The 21,829-nt window shown below is 69.3% G+C and carries 14 protein-coding genes and 1 tRNA gene; 12 read left to right on the top strand and 3 right to left on the bottom strand.

Annotation, left to right across the window (positions count from 1 at the left end; all coding sequences use genetic code 11):
* Window positions 1–49: 49 nt before the first annotated feature.
* The 6 genes from OK17_RS12315 (at window position 50) to OK17_RS12290 (ending at window position 7,492) form a co-directional block, all read left to right on the top strand.
* Window positions 50–715 (top strand): helix-turn-helix transcriptional regulator, encoded by a 666-nt coding sequence (locus OK17_RS12315; protein WP_461417617.1) that lies wholly within the window; start codon window positions 50–52, stop codon window positions 713–715.
* A gap of 2 nt (window positions 716–717) precedes the next feature.
* A complete protein-coding gene (locus OK17_RS12310) occupies window positions 718–2,271 on the top strand; it encodes a DHA2 family efflux MFS transporter permease subunit (protein ID WP_461417616.1) in 1,554 nt (517 codons plus the stop codon).
* Window positions 2,272–2,318: 47 nt separating this feature from the next.
* The gene (locus OK17_RS12305) at window positions 2,319–3,518 is read left to right on the top strand and encodes an exonuclease SbcCD subunit D (RefSeq protein WP_461417615.1); all 1,200 of its coding nucleotides are present in this window, start codon (window positions 2,319–2,321) and stop codon (window positions 3,516–3,518) included.
* A 13-nt stretch (window positions 3,519–3,531) separates the two neighbouring features.
* The gene (locus OK17_RS12300) at window positions 3,532–6,507 is read left to right on the top strand and encodes an AAA family ATPase (protein WP_461417614.1); all 2,976 of its coding nucleotides are present in this window, start codon (window positions 3,532–3,534) and stop codon (window positions 6,505–6,507) included.
* 55 nt (window positions 6,508–6,562) lie between these two features.
* Window positions 6,563–6,638 (top strand) — tRNA-Arg (locus tag OK17_RS12295).
* A gap of 167 nt (window positions 6,639–6,805) precedes the next feature.
* Window positions 6,806–7,492, top strand: a complete 687-nt coding sequence (locus OK17_RS12290) for a hemerythrin domain-containing protein (RefSeq protein ID WP_461417613.1) — start codon at window positions 6,806–6,808, stop codon at window positions 7,490–7,492.
* Here the strand turns inward: OK17_RS12290 and OK17_RS12285 are convergent.
* The 3 genes from OK17_RS12285 to OK17_RS12275 all read right to left on the bottom strand — a co-directional run bounded on the left by OK17_RS12285 (window position 7,470) and on the right by OK17_RS12275 (window position 12,547).
* Window positions 7,470–10,784, bottom strand: a complete 3,315-nt coding sequence (locus OK17_RS12285) for a BTAD domain-containing putative transcriptional regulator (protein ID WP_461417612.1) — start codon at window positions 10,782–10,784, stop codon at window positions 7,470–7,472. The two genes, OK17_RS12290 and OK17_RS12285, sit on opposite strands and share 23 nt — an antisense overlap.
* A gap of 121 nt (window positions 10,785–10,905) precedes the next feature.
* Window positions 10,906–11,706, bottom strand: a complete 801-nt coding sequence (locus OK17_RS12280; protein WP_461417611.1) for a DUF305 domain-containing protein — start codon at window positions 11,704–11,706, stop codon at window positions 10,906–10,908.
* A 16-nt stretch (window positions 11,707–11,722) separates the two neighbouring features.
* A complete protein-coding gene (locus OK17_RS12275; protein ID WP_232715745.1) occupies window positions 11,723–12,547 on the bottom strand; it encodes a DUF3105 domain-containing protein in 825 nt (274 codons plus the stop codon).
* Between the two features lie 155 nt (window positions 12,548–12,702).
* On the opposite strand from OK17_RS12275, the gene argS reads away from it, so the two are divergent.
* The 6 genes from argS (at window position 12,703) to rho (ending at window position 21,698) form a co-directional block, all read left to right on the top strand.
* Window positions 12,703–14,355, top strand: coding sequence for an arginine--tRNA ligase (gene argS, locus OK17_RS12270; RefSeq protein ID WP_232715746.1), 1,653 nt, complete (start codon window positions 12,703–12,705; stop codon window positions 14,353–14,355).
* Window positions 14,352–15,773 carry a diaminopimelate decarboxylase gene (gene lysA, locus OK17_RS12265; protein WP_461417610.1) on the top strand — a complete coding sequence of 474 codons (1,422 nt, stop codon included), beginning with the start codon at window positions 14,352–14,354 and terminating at the stop codon, window positions 15,771–15,773. Before argS ends, lysA begins: the two co-directional genes overlap by 4 nt.
* The gene (locus OK17_RS12260) at window positions 15,770–17,113 is read left to right on the top strand and encodes a homoserine dehydrogenase (RefSeq protein ID WP_232715748.1); all 1,344 of its coding nucleotides are present in this window, start codon (window positions 15,770–15,772) and stop codon (window positions 17,111–17,113) included. The genes lysA and OK17_RS12260 overlap by 4 nt, the downstream gene beginning before the upstream one ends.
* Window positions 17,106–18,191 carry a threonine synthase gene (gene thrC, locus OK17_RS12255; protein WP_006360510.1) on the top strand — a complete coding sequence of 362 codons (1,086 nt, stop codon included), beginning with the start codon at window positions 17,106–17,108 and terminating at the stop codon, window positions 18,189–18,191. The genes OK17_RS12260 and thrC overlap by 8 nt, the downstream gene beginning before the upstream one ends.
* Window positions 18,172–19,176, top strand: coding sequence for a homoserine kinase (thrB, locus tag OK17_RS12250; RefSeq protein WP_461417609.1), 1,005 nt, complete (start codon window positions 18,172–18,174; stop codon window positions 19,174–19,176). The genes thrC and thrB overlap by 20 nt, the downstream gene beginning before the upstream one ends.
* 443 nt (window positions 19,177–19,619) lie before the next feature.
* Window positions 19,620–21,698 carry a transcription termination factor Rho gene (gene rho, locus OK17_RS12245; protein ID WP_461417608.1) on the top strand — a complete coding sequence of 693 codons (2,079 nt, stop codon included), beginning with the start codon at window positions 19,620–19,622 and terminating at the stop codon, window positions 21,696–21,698.
* The last annotated feature ends 131 nt before the right edge of the window (window positions 21,699–21,829 follow it).

Below are 21,829 nucleotides of genomic sequence, written 5' to 3'. Positions count from 1 at the left end.
TTCGACGCCGATCAGCGACCTCCGGGGCGCCGGACCAAGGGGGGCACGTATGGCGTGTTCCACGCCGCTCGGACCGGTGGCGATCCTGGTGCTCGGTCTTCTCCTCGAACGTCCGATGCACCCGTACGAGATGGTGCAGACGACCGTCGCACGTCGTGAGGACCGGCTGGCCAAATTCCGCGCCGGCACGCTGTACCACGCGGTGGACCGGCTCGCCGAGAACGGATCGATCGAGGTCCAAGAGGTTCGGCGGGAGGGCAACCGACCCGAACGGACCGTGTACGCCATCACCGAGGCGGGTCGGGGAGCGCTGACTGAGAACCTCGAACGCATCCTCGAGACGCGACCCGAGGAGTACCCGGAGCTCTACCTCGCCCTGTCCGAGGCGCACGGTCTGCCGAGGGACCGGGTCGTCGAACTCCTCGAACGGCGGGTCGCGACCATGCGGGCCGATCTCGCCGACGTCGAGGCCGCCGTCGCGGAGTTCCGGTCCCGGGGGAAACCGGAGATGTTCTTCCTCGACGGGGGTTGTCGGATCGCCACACTCACCGCCCAGATCGCCTGGCTCGACGACCTCGTCGAGCGGCTCCGCACCCACCGCATCGAATGGCTCGACGATCCGGAGTCGCCGTATCGCCCGCCGACCCAGCCGGACTCCACCCCGGCACCGAATCCCGGCGCAGACGCCGAACACCTCGCACAGAAGGTCGAGTAGAGATGACCCGTTCCACCCCTGACACCGGGGTCACCGGCTCCGAGGTGACGACGAGACCCTGGGCCGCGCTGATGGCGCTGTGCGTGGGCTTCTTCATGATCCTCGTCGACATGACGATCGTGGCGGTCGCGCAGCCGCGCATCCAGGCCGACCTGAACACCGACGTCAACGGCGTCGTGTGGGTCACCAGCGCCTACCTGCTGACGTACGCGGTGCCGCTGCTCATCACCGGGCGACTCGGTGACAAGTACGGGCCCAAGTCGATGTACCAGATCGGCCTGATCGTCTTCACGATCGCCAGCGTGTGGTGCGGACTGTCGGATTCGATCGGCGAGCTCATCGCCGCGCGCGCCCTGCAGGGCGTCGGCGCCGCGCTCATCACCCCGCAGACGATGTCGTTGATCACCCGCATCTTCCCGCCCGAGAAACGCGGTGCGGCGATGGGGATCTGGGGCACGGTCGCCGGTGTGGCGACCCTGGTGGGACCGCTGCTCGGCGGTGTCCTCACCGACTCGTTCGGCTGGGAGTGGATCTTCTTCATCAACCTGCCCGTCGGCATCGCCGGCCTCGCACTGGCCGCGATCCTGGTCCCGCAGGTCGAGACCAACGACCACCAGTTCGACTGGATCGGCGTGGCACTGTCGGCGATCGGCCTGTCCGCCCTCGTGTTCGGCATCCAGGAGGGCGAGAGCTTCGACTGGGCCGCCTGGGTGTGGGTTCTGATCGTCGGCGGGGTGATCTTCCTCGGCGTCTTCGTCTGGTGGCAGTCGCGCATCCGCACCGAACCGCTGCTCCCGCTCGGGCTGTTCCGCGACCGGAACTTCTCACTGGCGACCGTCGGCATCGCGTCGATGGGCTTCGCGATGTCGGCCATGATGATCCCGCTGAGCTTCTTCCTGCAGCTCGTCGGCGGCATGACACCCACCCAGTCGGCGGTCGTGATGGTCCCGATGGCGGTGCTGACCGGAATCCTGGCACCCATCGTGGGGCGCGTCGTCGACCGTGTGCACCCGCGCGCCATCGTCTCCACCGCCCTCCTCCTGAGCGCGATCGCCGTCGGATGGCTGGGTGTCGTCACCCGACCGGACACCCCGGTGTGGATGATCATCCTGCCGCTGTGCCTGATGGGTGTCGCGTCGGCGGGTGTCTGGGCACCCCTGGCGGCCACCGCCACCCGAAACCTGCCGTGGCATCAGGCCGGGGCGGGCGCCGGCGTGTACAACACTCTGCGCGTGATCGGTTCGGTGCTGGGGTCGGCGATGATCGGCGCCCTTCTGCAGTCCCGTCTCGCAGCCGAACTGCCCGGGATCGACGCCGGCGCCGCACAGGACGCCAGTGGCGCGAACCAGCTGCCGGAGTTCCTCCGCGAGGGTTTCGCCACCGCGATGGGTCAGTCGCTGTACCTGCCCGCGGCCGCGTTGCTGGTCGGCGTGGTGGCGACGTTCTTCTTCGTGCGACCGGCGCATCAGATGCCCACGGCCGCGGCCGCACCCGGCGGGCCGACGGATGCCGCGGCGGGTAGTGCGCCTCACAATGCGCCGATGACCGGGGCCTGAGCGCGCGTCCCACGATCTGTCGGGCCCCGACCGTATGGTTTGTCTCCATGCGGATCGTGCACACCTCCGACTGGCACCTGGGCCGGACGTTCCACGGTGTCGACCTGCTCGCCGACCAGCGTCGCGCTCTGAGTCACCTCGCCGAGCTGGTCGCCGCCGAGTCGGCCGACGCCGTGATCGTCGCCGGTGACGTCTACGACCGGTCGGTGCCGTCGGCCGACGCGGTGCGCGTCTACGACGAGGGCCTGGCCGAGATCGCCGCTGCCGGTGCGCGCCTCATCGTCACCTCGGGCAACCACGACTCGCCCACCCGCCTCGGCGCAGGGTCGGCGTTCGCGGCGGCCGGAGGGTTGTACCTGCGGACCTCGATCGACGCGATCGCCGAGCCCGTCGTGCTGACCGACGAGCACGGCGAGGTCGCGGTGTACGGCATCCCGTACCTCGAACCCGACACCGCCCGACGCCATCTCGGGGTCGAGGAGGTGTGCGGCCACACCGCGGTCCTCGACGCCGCCATGACGCGCATCCGTACCGATCTCGCGACCCGGCAGTCCCGATCGGTCGTCGTCGCCCACGCCTTCGTCAGCGGTGCCGCCGCGTCCGGGTCCGAGCGGTCGATCAGCGTCGGGGGAGTGGAAACCGTGCCCGCCGAGACCTTTTCCGGAGCCGACTACGTCGCGCTCGGACATCTGCACTCTCCGCAGCGTGTCACCGACACCGTTCGCTACAGCGGATCGCTGCTCCCGTACTCGTTCGGCGAACGCACCCATCGCAAGGCGGTGTGGGTCGTCGACCTCGATGCCGACGGGGTCGGCGGGATCCGCAAGCACGAACTGCCGGTCGTCCGCGAATTGAGTTCTCTGCGCGGAACTCTCGACGAGCTGCTGACCTCCGGGCAATTCGCCGACGCCGAAGACCACTACGTCGAGGTGACCTTGACCGACGCGGTTCGCCCGCTCGACGCGATGCGTCGCCTGCGGGAGCGGTTCCCGCACGCGGTCCACGTGCAATGGGACCGCCCGCACACCGGTTCGGGGGTCGACTACCGCTCGCGGGTCCGCGGCCGCAGCGACGCCGAGATCATCAACTCCTTCATCGAGGACGTCCGCGACACCCCGACCAAGGGGGAGCGGGTGCTGATCGAACGCGCACTGCGCGCCGTCGTCGGCGAGCCCGAGGCCGACGCCGGTGCCAACGGAGAGCTCGCGCTGTTCGCCCTCGACGCGTTCGTCGCCGAGACCGCGTGAGCGCTGACGCCGTATGAGACTGCACCACATCCGGATTCGGGCGTTCGGTCCGTTCGCCGACGAGGTCACCGTCGACTTCGACGAGCTGGGCGCCGACGGCCTGTTCCTCCTGCACGGCCAGACCGGTGCCGGCAAGACCACCGTGCTCGACGCGGTGGCGTTCGCGTTGTTCGGCCGGGTCCCCGGCGCTCGCGACACCAACCGCCGACTCCACTCGGATCACGCTGCGCCCGAGACGGTTCCGGAGGTCGAGCTCGAGGCCACCATCGGTTCCCGGCGGTTGCGCATCACGCGTTCGCCCGAACACGAACGTCCCAAGAAGCGCGGCGACGGCAAGCGGAAGATCAACGCGTGCGCGTCGCTGGTCTGGGTGGACGGTTCAGGCCCCGACCTCACGCGTATCCCCGAGATCGGCGAGGCGGTCGTCCGCCTGCTCGGCATGAGCGCCGAGCAGTTCTTCCAGGTGGTCCTGTTGCCGCAGGGCGACTTCGCCCGGTTCCTCCGCGCGCACTCCGACGAGCGGGAGGAGCTGCTGGAACGCCTCTTCGACACCGAGCGTTTCGGCGACCTCGAGGACTGGCTCCGCGATCGCGCCCGCGAGAGCGCATCCAAGCTGGCCGAGCAGACCGGCACCCTCGACCGCATCGCCGGGCAGATCGTCGCGATCAGCGGCACCCAGGCGCCGGCCGAACCCGATTTCGACTGGGCCCAGGGGTGTCTCGACTCCGCCCGGCAGGCCGCCGAGTCCGCGCTGGCGGAATCGACCGCCGCGCAGGCCGCCGTCGAACAGGCCGAAGCCGCGTACGAACACGGCCGGCGCGTCGACGATCAGCGTCGCCGCGGACTGCAGGCTCGCGAACGGCTCGCCCGGCTCGTCGAAGGCGAGGCGACGCTGACGGCGGCCGAGCAATTCCGCCGGCTCGCCCTCCGGGCGGCACCCATCGTGCCGCTCGCCGATGATCACGAGCGCGTGGACGCCGACGTGACCGCGGCATCCGACGCCGCCGATCGTGCGCGGGCGGCCCTCACCGAACTCGCCGAGGGCGCGACCCTGTGCGAATCCCACTGCGACGATGCCGCTCTCGTCGCGGCCGTCGACAGATGGACCGAGGAATCGGGCCGCTGGGAGCCACTGGCGAAGCGTGTCGCCGAGAGACCCCGGCTCGTCGCCGACCTCGATCGGCTGGTGAAGACGATCGCCGCTACGGAACAACAGGCCACGGACATGCGGACGTGGCTCGAGGCGGCACCTGCTCGCCGCGACGAGGCGGTCGCCGCACTCCGGGCGGCCGACGAACTGCGTGTCCAGGCACCCAAGCTGCGTGCCGAACGGGACCACGCCCGCCGCGTCCTCCAGGCCTTCACCGATCGCGACGAGGTACTCGCGCAGCTCGCCGACGCCGAACAGGACCTACTCGACGCGCGGGAAAAGCACTCCGCCGCACGGGAACACCAGCTCGATCTCCGCGAACGGCGCCTCACCGGCATGGCCGTCGAACTCGCCGGTGCCCTCGTCGACGGGGAACCGTGCGTGGTCTGCGGCTCGGTCGGTCATCCCGCGCCGGCGACCGGCGACGCCGGCACCTCGGTGGGTGAGGCCGAAGAGAAGGAGGCCGCGGCCGCCGAAGAACGTGCGAGCGTGATCAAGGCCATCGCCCAGTCCGCGGTCGCCGCACTGCAGGAGCGCCGGGCCAATCTCGACGCCGTCATCGCCGGCGCCGACCGCGCCGCCACCCAGGCCGATCACGACCGCCTGGTCGCCGACCTCGCCGCGGCCGAACGGGCGGCCGCCGGCACACCGTCGCTGCAGGACGCGGTCGACCGCATCGACGCCGAGATCGCCGACCGGCGTCGGACTCTGGCCGATCACGACACCGCGCAGGCCGGACGAAGCGAACGACTCACCGCCCTGCGTGAGAATCTGAACGCCCTCGACGCCGAGGTTCACGAGGCGACGGGCGGACGGATCGGGATCGCGGAGCGGCGCCGTGAACTCGCCGAGCTCTGCCGCCGCACACGGGATCTCCGCGAAGCCCGGCGTGAGCTCGACCGGACCCGCCGACGGCAGGCGGAGATCGCCGAGCGCCTCGCGACAGCCTGTGCCGACGCCGGGTTCACCGGCGCTGACGAGGTCCGGTCGGCCGCCGCGTCGCAGGGACAGATCCGCCAGTGGGAGAAGCTCCTCGAGGAGGCGGCGGCCATCCGTGCCGGCGCCGAGGAGACCCTCGCCGACCCCGAAGTGTGCGCGGCGTTGGAGGCGCCCGAGGTCGACGTCGCGGGTCTGACGGCGGATCTGGTGGCCGCACGCGCCCGACGCGACGATGCCGCCCGCGTGAATGCGGTGGCCGCGCAACGCCGTACCGACCTCGAGGAGTACGTCTCCGGCTTCTGGGCGGCTCTCGACGCACTCGCACCGCTGAAGGCCCGACACGAAGAGCTGCAGGGACTCGCCGAACTGGTGAGCGGGCGCGGACAGAACTCGCGACGCATGTCGCTGCGGTCGTATGTGCTCGCCGCCCGGCTCGACGAGGTGCTCGTCGCCGCATCCGGACGCCTTCGCCAGATGTCGTCGGGGCGTTACGAATTCGTCCACTCCGACGCCGCCGGCGTACGCGGTCGGCGCGGCGGCCTGGGCATCGAGGTCCGCGACGAGTACACCGGCGTGCTGCGCGCCACCACGACGCTGTCGGGCGGGGAGACCTTCTTCGCCTCGCTGGCCCTCGCGCTGGGTCTGGCCGATGTCGTCTCGGCCGAATCGGGCGGTCGGGTCCTCGACACGATCTTCATCGACGAGGGTTTCGGCACCCTCGACCCCGAAGCCCTCGATCTCGTGATGGGTGTCCTCGACGACCTCCGCTCCGGCGGTCGCGTCGTCGGTGTCGTCAGCCACGTCGACGAGTTGCGGGCCCGGATTCCGGCTCAGCTGCACGTCCTCCGCGGCGAACACGGCTCGACGCTGCGGGTGCAGAGCCCGCTCGGCGTGTCGTGAGCAGCCCGATTGTGATGTGCCGGTGAGCGTGCGCTAGTCTGGGTTCGCCCGATGAGCCCCCGTAGCTCAGGGGATAGAGCGTCTGCCTCCGGAGCAGAAGGTCGCAGGTTCGAATCCTGCCGGGGGCACCACAACTGCACAAACCCACCACTCTTGCGTAAACCCACTGCCTCCACGGCGGTGGGTTTACGCATTTGTGGTGGGTTTGTGCGGCGTCGCAAGGCGACTACAAGTCCCGGGTAAGCAGCCGAGCGCACAGTGACGGCAGTCAACAGACACCAGCCGTCAGGAGAGACCCGTGACCAGCCGTTCTTCCAGTCAGTCCACCGCCAACGCGACACCGGACCTCACCGGCATGAAGATCGCCCACCGCGCCATGCTCGACGACACGCGTCGCTTCGCCGAGATCCTGGGCCGCATCGGTGCCGGTGAACCGTGCGACGACCGCCGCCGGCGAGCCATCGGCGACTATCTCACCCAGCTGTGTGCCTCGATCCACCATCACCACACCATCGAGGACGACATCGTGTGGCCGATCCTCACCGCCTCGGCCGGTGCCGCCGTCGACGTGCGCGAGCTGCAGGACGATCACACCGAACTCGAAGCGTTGCTGGCCGTCCTGGGCACCCATGTCGGCGGGTTCGCCCATGCGCGATCCGGCGACGACACCCGGGCGGCCGGGGATCTGGCCGAGACCCTCCGGCAGACCCACGAGCTGCTCGCCGAGCACATCGCGGACGAGGAGAAGGTGGTGTTCCCGATCGTCGACCGCTACGTGAGCGTGACCGACTGGGATCGGGTGGAGAAGGCGGCGCGCACCGGCGGAAAGATGAGTTTCGAGGCGCCCCGCATGTTCCGGCACGCCGACGAACGCGAGCTCGCCAAGATGAGAAAAGAAGCCGGACCGATCATCCGTGCCGTGCTCGGCCTGCTGATCCGCAGCTACGACAGGCGGGAGGCGATCATCGCCGGCCCAGCGCGGTGAGGCCCGACTCGACCACGGCCCGGACTTTCGCCTCGGTTCGACGGTGGTCGGCCGCAGCACTGTGGTCGCCCAGCAGATCGGCGAGCTCGGCGAGCACGACATCCATCGGCCCGAACACCACGGATCCCGAGTTCAACCCGGCGACCGTCCCCGACCAGCGTCGTAGTTCGTCGTAGAGTCCGGCAGCCGCCTCGACCATCCGCAATCGGACCAGGGCCCGCGCGTGGAACACCGACATCGCGGTCCAGTAGAAGTCACGGCTGACCGGCGGGGCGGTCTCGGCGACGCGGCGCGCCTCGTCCGGGCGTCCCGCATCGAGCAACGCGATCACGTACGGCCACGAGACCATCTGCGGTGCGACGCCGACGACCACCCCGAGCGGCTCGACGAGGTGGGCCAGCGAACCGCGGAACCACCCGATGACCATCTCGCCGACCAGGCCGATCTCGGCGGCGTTGACTGCTCCGGCCGCTTCGAGTCGAGCGGTGAGGTCGCGGTACTCGCCTTCGGCCCGGTCGATGTCACCGCCGAGGGCCTCGAGCACGGCCGAGAAGGCGGAGAGCACGACGACGAGCTCGCCGGCCCGGCCGGCCGAGGCGGACCGAAGCCCTTGCTGTACCTCCGACGCAGCGCCGGGCAGGTCGGTCTGCGCGGCCCGTGCCAGGAACGAGAAGAAGTGCGCGGCAGCCTGATACGCGAGAATGCCCGACTCGCGGGCGACCCGTGCGAACTCGTCGGTGAAGTCGGGCAGACCGGCGGAGGCGTCGGGACCCAGCGCGGTGTACACCCGTGCATTCCACGCGGCGCACAGCGCTTCGGGGTCGTCGTGCTGATTCGCCGTCTTCACCGCCTGCTCGGCCAGTTCGATCGCGCGCCGGTCGTCGATGCCCTCGAGCTCGAAGACCGCGGACACCAGCAGGTACACCCGCTGCACATCGGTGGCCCGGGGGAGTGCGTCCGTCATCGCCGCGATCAGCTCGGTGTCGGCGACCCGCTGGCGACGGATGGTCCAGATGACCGGCGCCCGCCAGCAGGTCAGCGCCGACATCACCAGATCGTCGTCGCCCAGGCCGCGCGCCAACTCGAGGGCCTGGCGTCGGCGTCCTCGGGCCTCGATGGTGTCGTCGCCCCGGAAGGCCAGGGCCGTCACCAGATGGGTCAACGCATCGACGAGAGCCCTACGGTCGGCCGCCTCGGCATCGGCGCCCGCATGCCCGGCCGTTTCGTGGAGGAGTACGACCGACCGCCACGACTCCGCCGAATCGGCCTTGAACTCGGTTCGGAAGCGGGCCCGGGCCGCGCGCGTCACCAGCTCGATGGCGTGGTCGAGGGTGTCGGTGGCGGCGCCCAGCGCAGCGTGGTGGGCCAGCTCGTCCGGGTCGACGCCCGGGACCCGTTCGAGGAACTTCACGATCTGCCAGTGCGACCGGCGTTTGCGCAGCGCGGGCACGCTGTCGTAGACGGTGTCGCGGACCAGTACGTGATTGAAGTGGACACTGTCGATGTCGGCGGTCAGCAGGCCGGCCGCAACAGCGGTGTCGACGGCGTCGAGAACCTCTTCCTCGGCCGCGGCACCGCCGTCCGACCGGGTCCACAGTGCGAGCACGCCGTCGATCGGTGCGGTGCGCCCGAAGAGGGCGACGAGACGCAACACCGTGGCCACTTCCGCGGGCAGGCGCTGAATACGTTGCAGCAGCACATTTCTGACGCCATCGGGAATGGCGTCGACGGCTTCGGACGGCCCACGGGAGGCGATCAGTTTCGCGAGTTCGCGGGTGAACAGTGGGTTGCCGTCGGTTCTGGACCGCAGCAGATCAAGGAGGGCCGTATCCACGTCGCCCAGTCCGACCGATCGGGCGAGCTCTCGTATGCCGTTGTCCGACAAGCCTTTGAGGTCGATGTGGTCTGCGGTGACCCCGGCGAGGGACGCCGTCGTCGCGAGCAGGTCGACCCCGGCCTCGGAGGCACGGTAGGTGACCATGACCAGGATCGGTGACCGCGCCATCCACGTCACGAGCTGCCGAAGCACCTGCAACGTGGCGCCGTCGGCCCGATGCGCGTCGTCGAGCACCAGTATCGTTCCCGGCGCGGTGGAGCGGGCAGCGCAGGCGTCGACCATCCGGCGCGCGATGTCGAACGTGGAGTCCAGGCCCTCCGAAGTGGTCGAGTCACGCTGAACTGTCAGCTGTTGCAGCATCTCCCGCCACGCCCACGCCGTCGGCGCACCGTCGACCTCCGGGCAGTGGCCGGTGGCCCCGATCCAGCCGCCGGATTCCAGCCGCCCCACCAACGTCTGTGCGAGAGTGCTCTTGCCGCCACCGGCCTCGGCGCTGACCCACACCACGCGCAATCCGTCGGCGGCCGCGGTCTCGGCGTGACCGCTCAGCACGACCAGCTCGTCCTCGCGCCCGGCCGGTTCGCGGCGCTCTGCCGCGGCTTTCGTCGACGGACCGGGCGAGCTCACCGCTGGAGCCGGCGTCGGCGGCACCGCGGGAGTGTCCAGCGAGGACGACTGTTGCAGGATGTCGCGTTCGAGTTGCTGGATCGCGGGTGCCGGGTCCACTCCGAGTTCGTCTGCGAGATATGACCGCAACCGTCGGAGCGCGGCGAGGGCGTCTGCCTGCCGGCCCAGTCGGTACAGGGCGAGTGCGAACAGGCGGAAGAACTCCTCCCGGGCGGGTTGGTCGTCGCACTCCGCGGCCAGGACCTGGGCCACCTGGGTCGCCCGCCCCTGGTCGACGGCCAGTGCCGCCCACTGTTCGATCGCCGATCGGCGAAGATCGTGGAGTCGGGTGACTTCGGGTTGGGCCCAGCTGTCACCCGCAAAGCCGCCGTAGGGATCGCCGCGCCACAGCCACAATGCGGCATCCAGCTCGTCGAGTCGTCGTGCGGGGGAGTCGGAGTCGGCCCCGGTGACGGCGGCTTCGAACTCCCACGCATCCACAGCGGCGTCGGGCAACCGCAGCGCGTACCCGGGTTGCTCGCTGACGAGGACGGTGGCGGGTGCTCGGGGCGGACGAGACGGTTCGATGACGCGCCGCAGATTGGACACCTGTACCTGGAGTCCGGCCAGGGCCTTGGGCGGCGGCTCGCCGTTCCACAGGTCGTCGATCAATCGGTCGGTGGACACCACTCGACCGCGTCCCGCGACCAACCGCGCCAGGACCGCCCGCTGCCGACGCGGGCCCAGGTCGAGTGCCTCGGAGTCGAGTTCGCAGGAGAGCGAGCCGAGCACGGTGATCCGCAGCCTCGAACCGGCATCACCGGTCGGACCCGCGCCCCGAACCGCCATGACCAACCCGATCCTCTCGTCGACGTGGCCAGACTAACCCGCCGACGAAATCGCCACCTCCGCTACGGAAATCGCGGCCTGGTGGCGGCGTCCCGAACGGAGGTGGCGATGGTGGCGATCGTCAGTTCATCGGCAGCGGCTGGGCATTGCGCTCGGCCAGCATCGCCTTGATGATCCCGATCTCCTTGTCCTGCGTGCGTTCCATCGCCGATGCGAGGTCGCGGACGTAGGGCTGCGAGACGTTGTCGGGGTTCGCGGCGTACTCCATCATGTGGAGCCCGCCCTCGTGGTGGCGCAGCATGAGCTGCAGGAAGGTCGTGTCGACCTCCGGTCCGCGCATCGCGCGGAACCGTTCCATCTCGGCCGACGTCGCCATGCCCGGCATGGCCGGCTGCTCGGCGTCGGCGGCCGGAGTGGCCCCGTGATCCCCGTGGCCCATGTCGCCGTGGTCCATGTCGCCGTTGTCCATGTCCCCGTGGTCACCGTGATCGTCACCGGAGGCCTCCGTCGACGATCCGTGGCCCATCCAGCCCATCGTCTCGCCGGGATTGGTGACGGGCCGGCCCCAGCGGGTCAGCCACGACTGCATCTGGCCGATCTCGTTGCTCTGTGCGGTGAGGATGTCGAAGGCCATGCTGCGCACCTCGGGATCGGTGCCGTGTTCGAGTTCGATCGCGGCCATCTCGACGCCCTGCTCGTGATGACGCGTCATGTCCTGCGCGAAACCGACCGCGGCCGAGTTCGCGCCGGGGGAGTCCTCGCCGGAGGAGTCGTCGGTGAGGCTCGCTTGGATCAGCAGGCCGAGGCCGACGCCGACGAGGAGCACCGCCACCGCGGCGAGCGCGAGAAGGGCAGGGCTCCGACGCGTCGGGGCGGTCTCGGTGCCCTCGGGGGTCGTCGTGCCCTCGGGTGTCTCGCTCATGTTCGTCCCCGCCCGATCAGCCCGCGGGCATCGGGTTGTTGCCGCCGCCGTCCATGGGCACGGCGTCGGGGCCGGGCTCGCCCTCGTCGGCCGGCGGGGGATTCGACGGGTCGAAGCCCGGGATGGCGGTACAGGTGGCCTGGGTCTCCGGGTAGGCCGCGGTCTGCGGGTTCTCCTGGTAGACGCCGGGCATCATGTTGCGGCGCAGGGAGGTGATGAACTGGTCGATCCGCGGGTCGTTCGCCGAGTCGAGCTTCAGCTGGTGGCCCCAGCTCTGCAGCGAGATGGGCTTGTCCAGGCCGGGGTAGGGCGACAGGAACAGGTACTGCTCGCCACGCACGAGCCGCTTGAGGTAGTCGAGATCCTCCGGCGAGACGGTGTCGGGGTTGTAGGTGATCCAGACGGCGCCGTGTTCGAGGGCGTGCACGGCGTTCTCCGACCGCAGCGGGTTCGGGTAGACGACGCCGGTACAGGTCGCCCAGATCTCGTCGTGCGGCCCGCCGAACGGCGGCGACTGGTCGTAGGCGACGCGCTGCGACGCGTTCACGTGCTTGCCGGCCTCGTAGTAGATCTTCGTCACGCCGTCGATGCCCTGCGACGGGTCCGGGGTCTGCGGCGACGGGACGAACCCCTCGGCGGACTGGACTGCCACGTCGTCCTTTTCGTTGGCGCGCTTCTCGTTGAGCTTGGGGAGCAGATAGATCGCGAGTCCGGCCACGAGGCCGATGACCACGACGACGGCGCCGATCAGCATCCAGTCGACCTGCCGGCCGGTCGCAGTGGGTACGGACCCGGACTTCTTACGAGCCTTGGGGACGTTGGCCCCTGGTTTGCGCGCCATTGACTTCTTTCCTCGTACGACGGGGGTCGCCGTGCGCACGGGCGGTCGTACCCCCCGACGCGCGCTCGGCGCACACGAGTCTACTGGTGGGCTGCACCCGCTCTGGGAGGGTGCGATTATCGATGAGTAGCCCTCGGCCAATAGGATGGTGTCCCGTGACTCCCGCCGACCTGGCCGCGCTGCTGCGCGCCGTGACCCTGACCGTGGTCCGCGACCGCGGACTGGACGAGAACCTGGTGCCCGACTCCATCGTCGTCGAGCGCCCCCGTCACGCTGACCACGGCGATTACTCCACCAATGTCGCCCTGCAGCTCGGCAAGCGACTCGGTGTGGCGCCCCGTGAGCTCGCCGGCTGGCTCGCCGAGGCCTTCGCCGGCGCCGAGGGCATCGCGAAGTCGGAGATCGCCGGTCCCGGGTTCGTCAACATCTGGCTCGGCGCGGCCGCCCAGAACACCGTCGTGGCGACGGTGCTGGAGCAGGGGGACAGCTACGGCCGCGGCAAAGAGCTGGCCGGCTCGATCATCAACCTCGAGTTCGTCTCGGCCAACCCGACCGGACCCATCCACCTCGGCGGCACCCGCTGGGCAGCCGTCGGTGACGCCCTGGGGCGTGTCCTGGCCGCTCGCGGCGCGGACGTGACGCGCGAGTACTACTTCAACGACCACGGCGCCCAGATCGACCGCTTCGCGCGGTCGCTGGAGGCCGCGGCGCTGGGCAACCCGACCCCGGAGGACGGCTACGCCGGCGACTACATCGGCGACATCGCCGCCCAGGTCGTCGCGAAGGTGCCCGACGTGCTGTCGCAGCCCGAGGCCGACCGGGTCGAGACCTTCCGCGCCGTCGGCGTGGACCTGATGTTCGACCACATCAAGAAGAGCCTGCACGATTTCGGCACCGACTTCGACGTCTACACCCACGAGGACAAGATGTTCGCGACGGGCCTCGTCGACGAGTGCATCGAGCAGCTCAAGGGCAACGGCAACCTGTACGAGAACGACGGTGCGTGGTGGCTGAAGTCCACCGACTTCGGTGACGACAAGGACCGCGTCGTCATCAAGAGCGACGGCAACGCCGCCTACATCGCCGGCGACATCGCCTACTACCGCGACAAGCGCAATCGCGGCTTCAACCTGTGCATCTACATGCTCGGTGCCGACCACCACGGCTACATCAGCCGCCTCAAGGCCGCCGCGGCCGCGCTCGGCGACGACCCGGCCACCGTCGAGGTCCTCATCGGCCAGATGGTGAACCTGGTCAAGGACGGCAAGCCGGTGCGCATGTCGAAGCGTGCGGGAACGGTCATCACCCTCGACGACCTCGTCGACGCCGTGGGCGTCGACGGCGCGCGGTACTCGCTGATCCGTTCGTCGGTGGACGTGAACATCGACATCGACCTGGACCTGCTGACCAAGCAGTCCAACGACAACCCGGTCTACTACGTGCAGTACGCGCACGCCCGGATGTCGGCGCTGGCACGCAACGCCGCCGACCTGGGCGTGGTGTCCTCGCTCGATCACCTCGACCTGCTCGACGACCCGGCCGAGGGCGAATTGATCCGCACCATCGGCGATTTCGACGAAGTCGTGGCCACTGCGGCCACCCTGCGCGAGCCGCACCGCGTCTGCCGCTACCTCGAGGTCCTGGCCGGCACCTACCACCGCTTCTACGCTAAGTGCCGCGTCCTGCCCCAGGGCGACGAAGAGGTGGCCGACATCCACCGCGCCCGGCTCGCCCTGTGTGAGGCCACCCGCCAGGTCCTGGCGAACGGTCTCGGACTGGTCGGTGTCAGCGCTCCGGAGCAGATGTGAGCGCGCATCCGGCCGGCCCGCGGCACGCCGAACTTCTGGCCGCACCGCACCTCGCGCAGCGCCCGAACGATCCGGCCGTGCTCGCCGCCCTCCCGCCCCAGGTGTGGCCGCGCAACGCCGCCCGCGACGAGTCGGGTGAGCTGCGTATCGCCGGTGTGCCGGTGAGCGAGCTGGCCGCCGAGTTCGGCACCCCGGCGTTCATCGTCGACGAGGCCGACTTCCGGTCCCGGTGCCGCGACATGATGGCGGCCTTCGGCCCCTACGGCCGGGTTCACTACGCGTCGAAGGCCTTCCTGTGCACCGAGGTCGCGCGCTGGGTGAACGACGAGGGTCTCTCCCTCGACGTGTGCAGCGGCGGCGAGCTCGCCATCGCGCTGCGCGCCGGTTTCCCGGCCGAGCGAATCGCGTTGCACGGCAACAACAAGAGCCCCGAGGAGCTGGCCGCGGCGGTTGACGCCGGCATCGGGCACGTGGTCCTCGACTCGATGATCGAGATCGACCGGCTCGACGCGATCTCGGGTGAGCGGGGAGTCGTCACCGACGTACTCGTCCGCGTCACGGTCGGCGTGGAGGCCCACACCCACGAGTTCATCTCGACCGCCCATGAGGACCAGAAGTTCGGCTTCGCCCTCGCCGGCGGCGTCGCGATGGACGCGATCCGCCGGGTCTTCGCGACCGACAACCTCCGCCTCGTCGGTCTGCACAGCCACATCGGCTCGCAGATCTTCGACATGGACGGCTTCGAGCTCGCCGCCCACCGCGTCCTCGGCCTGCTCCACGATGTCGTCGACGAGTTCGGCGTCGAGAAGACCTCGCAGATGTCGATCGTGGATCTCGGTGGCGGACTGGGTATCTCGTACCTCGAAGAAGAGCGCCCGCTGCCGGTGGACAAGGTCGCCGAAACCCTCGCCGACATCGTCCGCCGCGAATCCGAAGCCGTCGGTCTGCCGATGCCGATCATCGCCGTCGAGCCCGGCCGCGCGATCGCCGGTCCCGGCACGGTCACGCTCTATCGTGTGGGCACCGTCAAGGACGTGGCGCTCGGCGGCGGTGCCACCCGCCGCTACATCTCCGTCGACGGCGGGATGAGCGACAACATCCGCACGGTCCTGTACCAGGCCGAATACGACGTCCGGTTGGTCTCGCGGGTGTCCGACGCACGTGCGGTCGTCTGCCGCGTCGTCGGGAAGCACTGCGAGAGCGGCGACATCGTCATCAAGGACTGTTGGCTGCCCGAGGATCTGGGTCCCGGCGACCTGATCGCGGTCGCCGCCACCGGCGCCTACTGCTACTCGATGTCGAGCCGGTACAACATGACCATGCGGCCGCCGGTCGTGGCCGTGGCCGATGGGACAGCACGCCTGATGCTGCGGCGCGAGACCATCGACGACTTCCTCAGCCTGGAGGTGGGCTCGTGACCGGATCTGTTCAGAACGCAAGCGACACAAGCGAGGTGAATGCCGTGCGACCCATCGGGGTGGCGGTACTCGGGATGGGCAACGTCGGTGCCGAGGTGGTGCGCATCATCACCGACAACGCCGCCGACCTGCGAGCGCGTGTGGGCGCACCGGTGGAGATCCGGGGCGTCGCCGTGCGAGATCTCAGCCGGCCGCGCAAGATCGGCCAGGAACTGCTGACCGACGATCCCGCGTCGCTGATCGCACGCGACGACGTCGACATCGTCGTCGAGCTCATGGGCGGCATCGACCCGGCCCGTGCGCTGATCCGCACCGCGCTCGAGAGCGGCAAGTCGGTCGTCACCGCCAACAAGGCGTTGCTGGCCGAGTACACCGGTGAACTCGCGAGTGCGGCCGCCGAGGCGAAGGTGGACCTCTACTTCGAGGCCGCGGTCGCCGGTGCGATCCCGGTCATCCGCCCGCTGATGCAGTCGCTCGCCGGCGACACCGTCGAGCGCGTCGCCGGAATCGTCAACGGCACCACCAACTTCATCCTGTCGGAGATGGACGAGACCGGCGCCGACTACGCCGACACGCTCGCCGAGGCGGGCCGTCTCGGATACGCCGAGGCCGATCCGACCGCCGACGTCGAGGGTTACGACGCGGCGGCCAAGGCCGCGATCCTCGCGTCGATCGCCTTCCATTCGCGGGTCACCGCCGCCGACGTCCACCGCGAGGGCATCTCCTCGGTGACCGCGGCCGACCTGGTCGCGGCGAAGAAGTTCGACTGCACGATCAAGCTGCTCTCGATCTGTGAGCGTGTCCGCGATGTCGACGGCTCCCAGCGGGTCTCGGCGCGCGTGTACCCGGCGCTGATCCCCCTGACCCACCCGCTCGCCACCGTCAACGGGGCATTCAACGCGGTGGTCGTCGAGGCGGAGAACGCGGGCCGGCTGATGTTCTACGGCCAGGGTGCCGGCGGATCGCCCACCGCGTCGGCCGTACTCGGCGACATGGTGATGGCCGCGCGCAACCGTGTCCACGGTGGACGCGGTCCGCTGGAGTCGACCTATGCGTCGCTGCCGATCGCCCCGATCGACGACGTGTTCACCCGCTACTACATCTCGATGCGCGTGGCCGACCGCCCGGGCGTCCTCGCCCAGGTCGCCGGTGAGTTCACCAAGCGTTCGGTGAGCATCGCCGCGGTGCGCCAGGAAGGTGCGGGCGACGACGCGCGCCTGATCGTGGTGACCCATCGGGCCCCGGACCGCGCGCAGTCGGATTGCGTTGCGGCGCTAGAAGACATGGACGCCGTCATCAAGGTGTCGAGTGTGTTGCGATTGGAAGGTACCGATGACTGAGACGACTCCTGCGCCCGTGCACCGCGCGTGGCCCGGCCTGATCGAGGCATACCGTTCGCGGCTGCCCGTCGCCGACGACTGGAAGGTCGTCACCCTGCTCGAGGGTGGCACCCCCCTGATCAGCGCCCCGCATCTGTCGTCGCTGACCGGGTGCGAGGTCTACCTCAAGGTCGAGGGCCTCAACCCGACCGGCTCGTTCAAGGACCGTGGCATGACCATGGCCGTGAGCAACGCGGTCAACAACGGCAAGACCGCCGTGTTGTGTGCCTCGACGGGCAACACCTCCGCGTCGGCGGCCGCCTACGCCACCCGCGCCGGGATCACCTGTGCGGTGCTCATCCCGCAGGGCAAGATCGCGATGGGCAAGCTCGCCCAGGCGGTCATGCACGGCGCCAAGATCATCCAGGTCCAGGGCAACTTCGACGACTGCCTCGAGCTCGCCCGCAAGGCGACTGCCGAGTTCAGTGAGATCGAGCTCGTGAACTCGGTCAACCCGGCCCGTATCGAGGGCCAGAAGACGGCTGCCTTCGAGATCGTCGACGTCCTCGGTCGCGCCCCCGACGTGCACGCGCTGCCCGTCGGCAACGCCGGCAACATCACGGCCTACTGGAAGGGTTACACCGAGTACCACGCCGACGGTGTGTCCTCCTCGGTGCCGCGGATGCTCGGTGTGCAGGCCGCCGGAGCGGCCCCGCTGGTCAACGGCGCCCCGGTCAAGGAGCCCGAGACCATCGCGACCGCGATCCGTATCGGCTCGCCCGCCAGCTGGAACCAGGCCGTCGCCGCCAAGGAGGAGTCGAACGGTCAGTTCCGCGCGGCCACCGACGAGAAGCTGCTCGAGGCCTACCGCCTGATCGCGGGCAAGGAAGGCGTCTTCGTGGAGCCGGCGTCCGCCGCGAGCGTGGCGGGACTCCTCGCCGCGCGTGCCGACGGTTGGATCGAGGCCGGTTCGACGGTGGTCTGCACCGTGACCGGCAACGGTCTCAAGGACCCCGACACCGCGCTGGCAGGCATTCCCGAGGTCGAGGCGATCCCGGTCGATCCGGTGGCGGTGGCGAATGCCCTCGGTGTCGGCTGAGTCCGCCGGGGTCGAGGAGATGACGCAGAACGGCGAGATGACCGAACCCGGGGTGGCGACACGTCAGCTACCCGTGGGTGTCTCGGCGCGCGTCCGGGTGCCGGCGTCGAGCGCGAACCTCGGACCGGGATTCGACTGTCTGGGCATCGCTTTGGGCATCTACGACGAGGTGATCGTCGAAACCGTCGCCGACGGCATCGTGCTGGACATCGAGGGGGAGGGGTCGGCCGACGTCCCGCGCGACGGGTCCCACCTCGTCGTGCGTGCCCTCAATCGCGGTCTCACCCACGCCGGCGTGTCCGCGCCCGGCCTGAAGTTGCGCTGCGTCAACCAGATCCCGCATTCGCGGGGCCTCGGTTCCTCGGCCGCGGCCGCGGTCTCCGGCCTCGCCGCCGCCTCCGGTCTGATCTCGGCCGCGGGGTTCGGCGCGGGGCTGTCCACCGACGAACTGGTCCAGTTGTCCAGTGAGTTCGAGGGACACCCCGACAACGCCGCCGCGAGTGTCCTCGGTTCGGTCGTCGTCACCTGGACGGAGACCACCGACGACGTGAACTCGTATCACGCCCACCGGCTGTCGGTTCACCCCGACGTGTGCGCGACCGTCTTCGTCCCCGACACCGAGTCGTCGACGTCGTTCACCCGTGGGCTCCTGCCGGACGAGGTGCCGCGCGCCGATGCGGTCTTCAACCTGAGCCGGGCTGCGCTCGCCGTCGTGGCGCTGACCTCCGACCCGCGCAATCTCATGGCCGCCTCGGCGGACCGGTTGCACCAGCCCTATCGTGCGTCGGCGATGGTGCCGACCAGCGAACTCGTCGCCGAACTGCGTGCGCGCGGACATGCCGCGACGGTCTCCGGCGCCGGACCCACGGTGCTCGTGCTGGGTACCGCGCCGATCCCGGCCGACATCCGGGTGCTCGCGCAGGGACTCGGTTTCACCACGCATTCGGTGGCCATCGCCGGCGGCGTGGACATCAGCGCGGGCTGAGTTCGACACTCCTCGCGGTCGAGGCGTTTCGTCACGGGGCGCCCCGGGAATACCCGACGTGCAACGCACGTTGGGAACGAGGTGTTCAGCGGTGTCCAGCCGAGGATCACAGCCTCCGATCGATGTCTCCATTTGGCACTTTCGGCGTGTTGCCCCTATCATGCGAACGGGGTTAACATATTCTGGTCTAGCCGCGCGGGCTTGTCCCGCCGTGCTTCTCATCCATCACCGATCGGGGCCACCGATCGTATCCGGCCGGGGTCGTGGGTCTCTGTCGACGGTGCCGAAGCACGGGTGGCTCCCGAGCACGCTCGTAGCGGGACCGAACATCTCTCTGACCGTTCACCCCCTACCGTCCAACGCGGACGGACTCCCTCGCGTACACAGCAGGGAAACGTAGACCTCACGCAGCTTCCGTCTGCGGGAGGAACGAAAGGACTTCCGTGACAGATACGGACCTGATCACCGCACCTGCCGAGCAGGAATCCGCGGGTTCGGCCGGCCCTGACTCGGGGCAACCGGCCAAGACACGCGCTCGTGCAGCACGTACCGGCCTGTCCGGCATGGTGCTCAGCGAGCTGCGGACCGTTGCCGGTGAACTCGGCATCAAGGGCACCTCCGGGATGCGCAAGGGCGATCTGATCGCCGCCATCAAGGAGCGCCAGGGCGGCGGTGCCGCCAAGACCGCAGACGCCAAGGCCGAGGCCAAGAGCCCCGACGCCAAGAACGCCGACGCCAAGACCGCCGAGGTGAAGAACACCGAGGCAAAGGCCACCGAGGGTGCCTCCGCCGAGGCCAAGGCCGACACCAAGACCTCCGAGACCCGGCGCCGGAGCGCCAAGGCCTCGTCCGAGGACGGGCAGCTTTCGATCGTCGAGTCCGCCGAAGACGGCGATTCCGGTCAGGCGTCCCGCTCGGGCAAGAAGAACGCCAACCCGGAGGGCGGCGAGCAGAACGCCGACCAGTCCTCCAAGGGCGGCGAGTCGAAGGGCGACGCCAAGACGGATTCGCCGAAGGCCGGCGACGCCGACGCCGGTGAGCAGCGCAATCGCCGCAACCGGAACCAGAACCGCGACAACCAGAACCGCGAGGGTGGCCAGAACCGCGAGGGCGGCCAGAACCGCGACAACCAGAATCGCGATGGGGGCCAGAACCGCGACAACCAGAACCGCGAGGGCGGCCAGAACCGCGACAACCAGAATCGCGATGGGGGCCAGAACCGCGGCGGCGGCCAGAACCGGGACAACCGTGACGACCGGGACGACGACGGCGAAGGCGGCGGTCGTCGCCGGGGACGCCGTTTCCGCGAGCGTCGTCGTGGGCGCGATCGCGACGGCGGCAGCCAGAACGAGCCGCAGGTCTCCGAAGACGACGTGTTGCAGCCCGTCGCCGGCATCCTCGACGTGCTCGACAACTACGCCTTCGTCCGCACCTCCGGCTACCTCGCCGGTTCCAACGACGTCTACGTGTCGATGAACATGGTGCGCAAGAACGGACTTCGACGCGGCGACGCGATCACCGGTGCGGTCAAGGTGCCGCGCGAAGGTGACCAGCAGAACCAGCGCCAGAAGTTCAACCCGCTCGTGCGCCTCGACACCGTCAACGGCGGTGACGTGGAGGCGGCGAAGAAGCGCCCCGAGTTCAACAAGCTCACCCCGCTGTACCCGAATCAGCGACTGCGCCTGGAAACCACGCCGGACCGTCTGTCCACCCGCGTGATCGACCTGATCATGCCCATCGGCAAGGGGCAGCGTGCACTGATCGTCTCGCCGCCGAAGGCCGGTAAGACGACGATCCTGCAGGACATCGCCAACGCGATCACGATCAACAACCCGGAATGCCACCTCATGGTGGTGCTCGTCGACGAGCGTCCGGAAGAGGTCACCGACATGCAGCGCTCGGTCAAGGGTGAGGTCATCGCCTCGACCTTCGACCGGCCGCCGTCAGACCACACCTCGGTCGCCGAGCTCGCCATCGAACGTGCCAAGCGTCTCGTCGAGAGCGGCAAAGACGTTGTGGTGCTTCTGGACTCGATCACCCGTCTGGGTCGTGCGTACAACAACGCGTCGCCGGCGTCGGGCCGAATCCTCTCCGGTGGTGTCGATTCGACCGCCCTGTACCCGCCGAAGCGATTCCTCGGTGCGGCGCGCAACATCGAGAACGGCGGATCGCTGACCATCATCGCCACCGCGATGGTCGAGACCGGTTCGACCGGTGACACGGTCATCTTCGAGGAGTTCAAGGGCACCGGCAACGCCGAGCTCAAGCTCGATCGCAAGATCTCTGAGCGTCGCGTGTTCCCCGCGGTCGACGTCAACCCGTCGGGCACCCGCAAGGACGAGCTCCTGCTCTCGCCCGACGAGTTCGCGATCGTCCACAAGCTGCGTCGTCTCCTGTCCGGTCTCGACTCGCAGCAGGCGATCGACCTCCTGATCAGCCAGCTGAAGAAGACCAAGACGAACATCGAGTTCCTGATGTCGGTTCAGAAGACCGCTCCGGGAGCCGGTGGCAACGACGACTGACAGTCGCCGAACCTACCGACGGCCCTGTCCCGCATCATGCGGGGCAGGGCCGTCGGTCTTGGTGTCTCTGCTCCCTGAGTAGCGAGCGTGCGAGCGTATCCGCTCCCTGAGTAGCGAGCTTGCGAGCGTAT

The organism is Gordonia sp. GN26 (genome assembly GCF_054823965.1).
This window is presented reverse-complemented; position numbering and strand designations above follow the sequence as displayed.

Excerpts from the sequence above, each read along its gene's own strand:
- OK17_RS12280 (WP_461417611.1), bottom strand. The coding sequence starts at position 11,706 with ATGAGCGAGACACCCGAGGGCACGACGACCCCCGAGGGCACCGAGACC.
- OK17_RS12315 (WP_461417617.1), top strand. The coding sequence starts at position 50 with ATGGCGTGTTCCACGCCGCTCGGACCGGTGGCGATCCTGGTGCTCGGT.
- OK17_RS12275 (WP_232715745.1), bottom strand. The coding sequence starts at position 12,547 with ATGGCGCGCAAACCAGGGGCCAACGTCCCCAAGGCTCGTAAGAAGTCC.
- thrC (WP_006360510.1), top strand. The coding sequence starts at position 17,106 with ATGACTGAGACGACTCCTGCGCCCGTGCACCGCGCGTGGCCCGGCCTG.
- OK17_RS12310 (WP_461417616.1), top strand. The coding sequence starts at position 718 with ATGACCCGTTCCACCCCTGACACCGGGGTCACCGGCTCCGAGGTGACG.
- thrB (WP_461417609.1), top strand. The coding sequence starts at position 18,172 with ATGCCCTCGGTGTCGGCTGAGTCCGCCGGGGTCGAGGAGATGACGCAG.
- OK17_RS12305 (WP_461417615.1), top strand. The coding sequence starts at position 2,319 with ATGCGGATCGTGCACACCTCCGACTGGCACCTGGGCCGGACGTTCCAC.
- OK17_RS12300 (WP_461417614.1), top strand. The coding sequence starts at position 3,532 with ATGAGACTGCACCACATCCGGATTCGGGCGTTCGGTCCGTTCGCCGAC.
- OK17_RS12285 (WP_461417612.1), bottom strand. The coding sequence starts at position 10,784 with ATGGCGGTTCGGGGCGCGGGTCCGACCGGTGATGCCGGTTCGAGGCTG.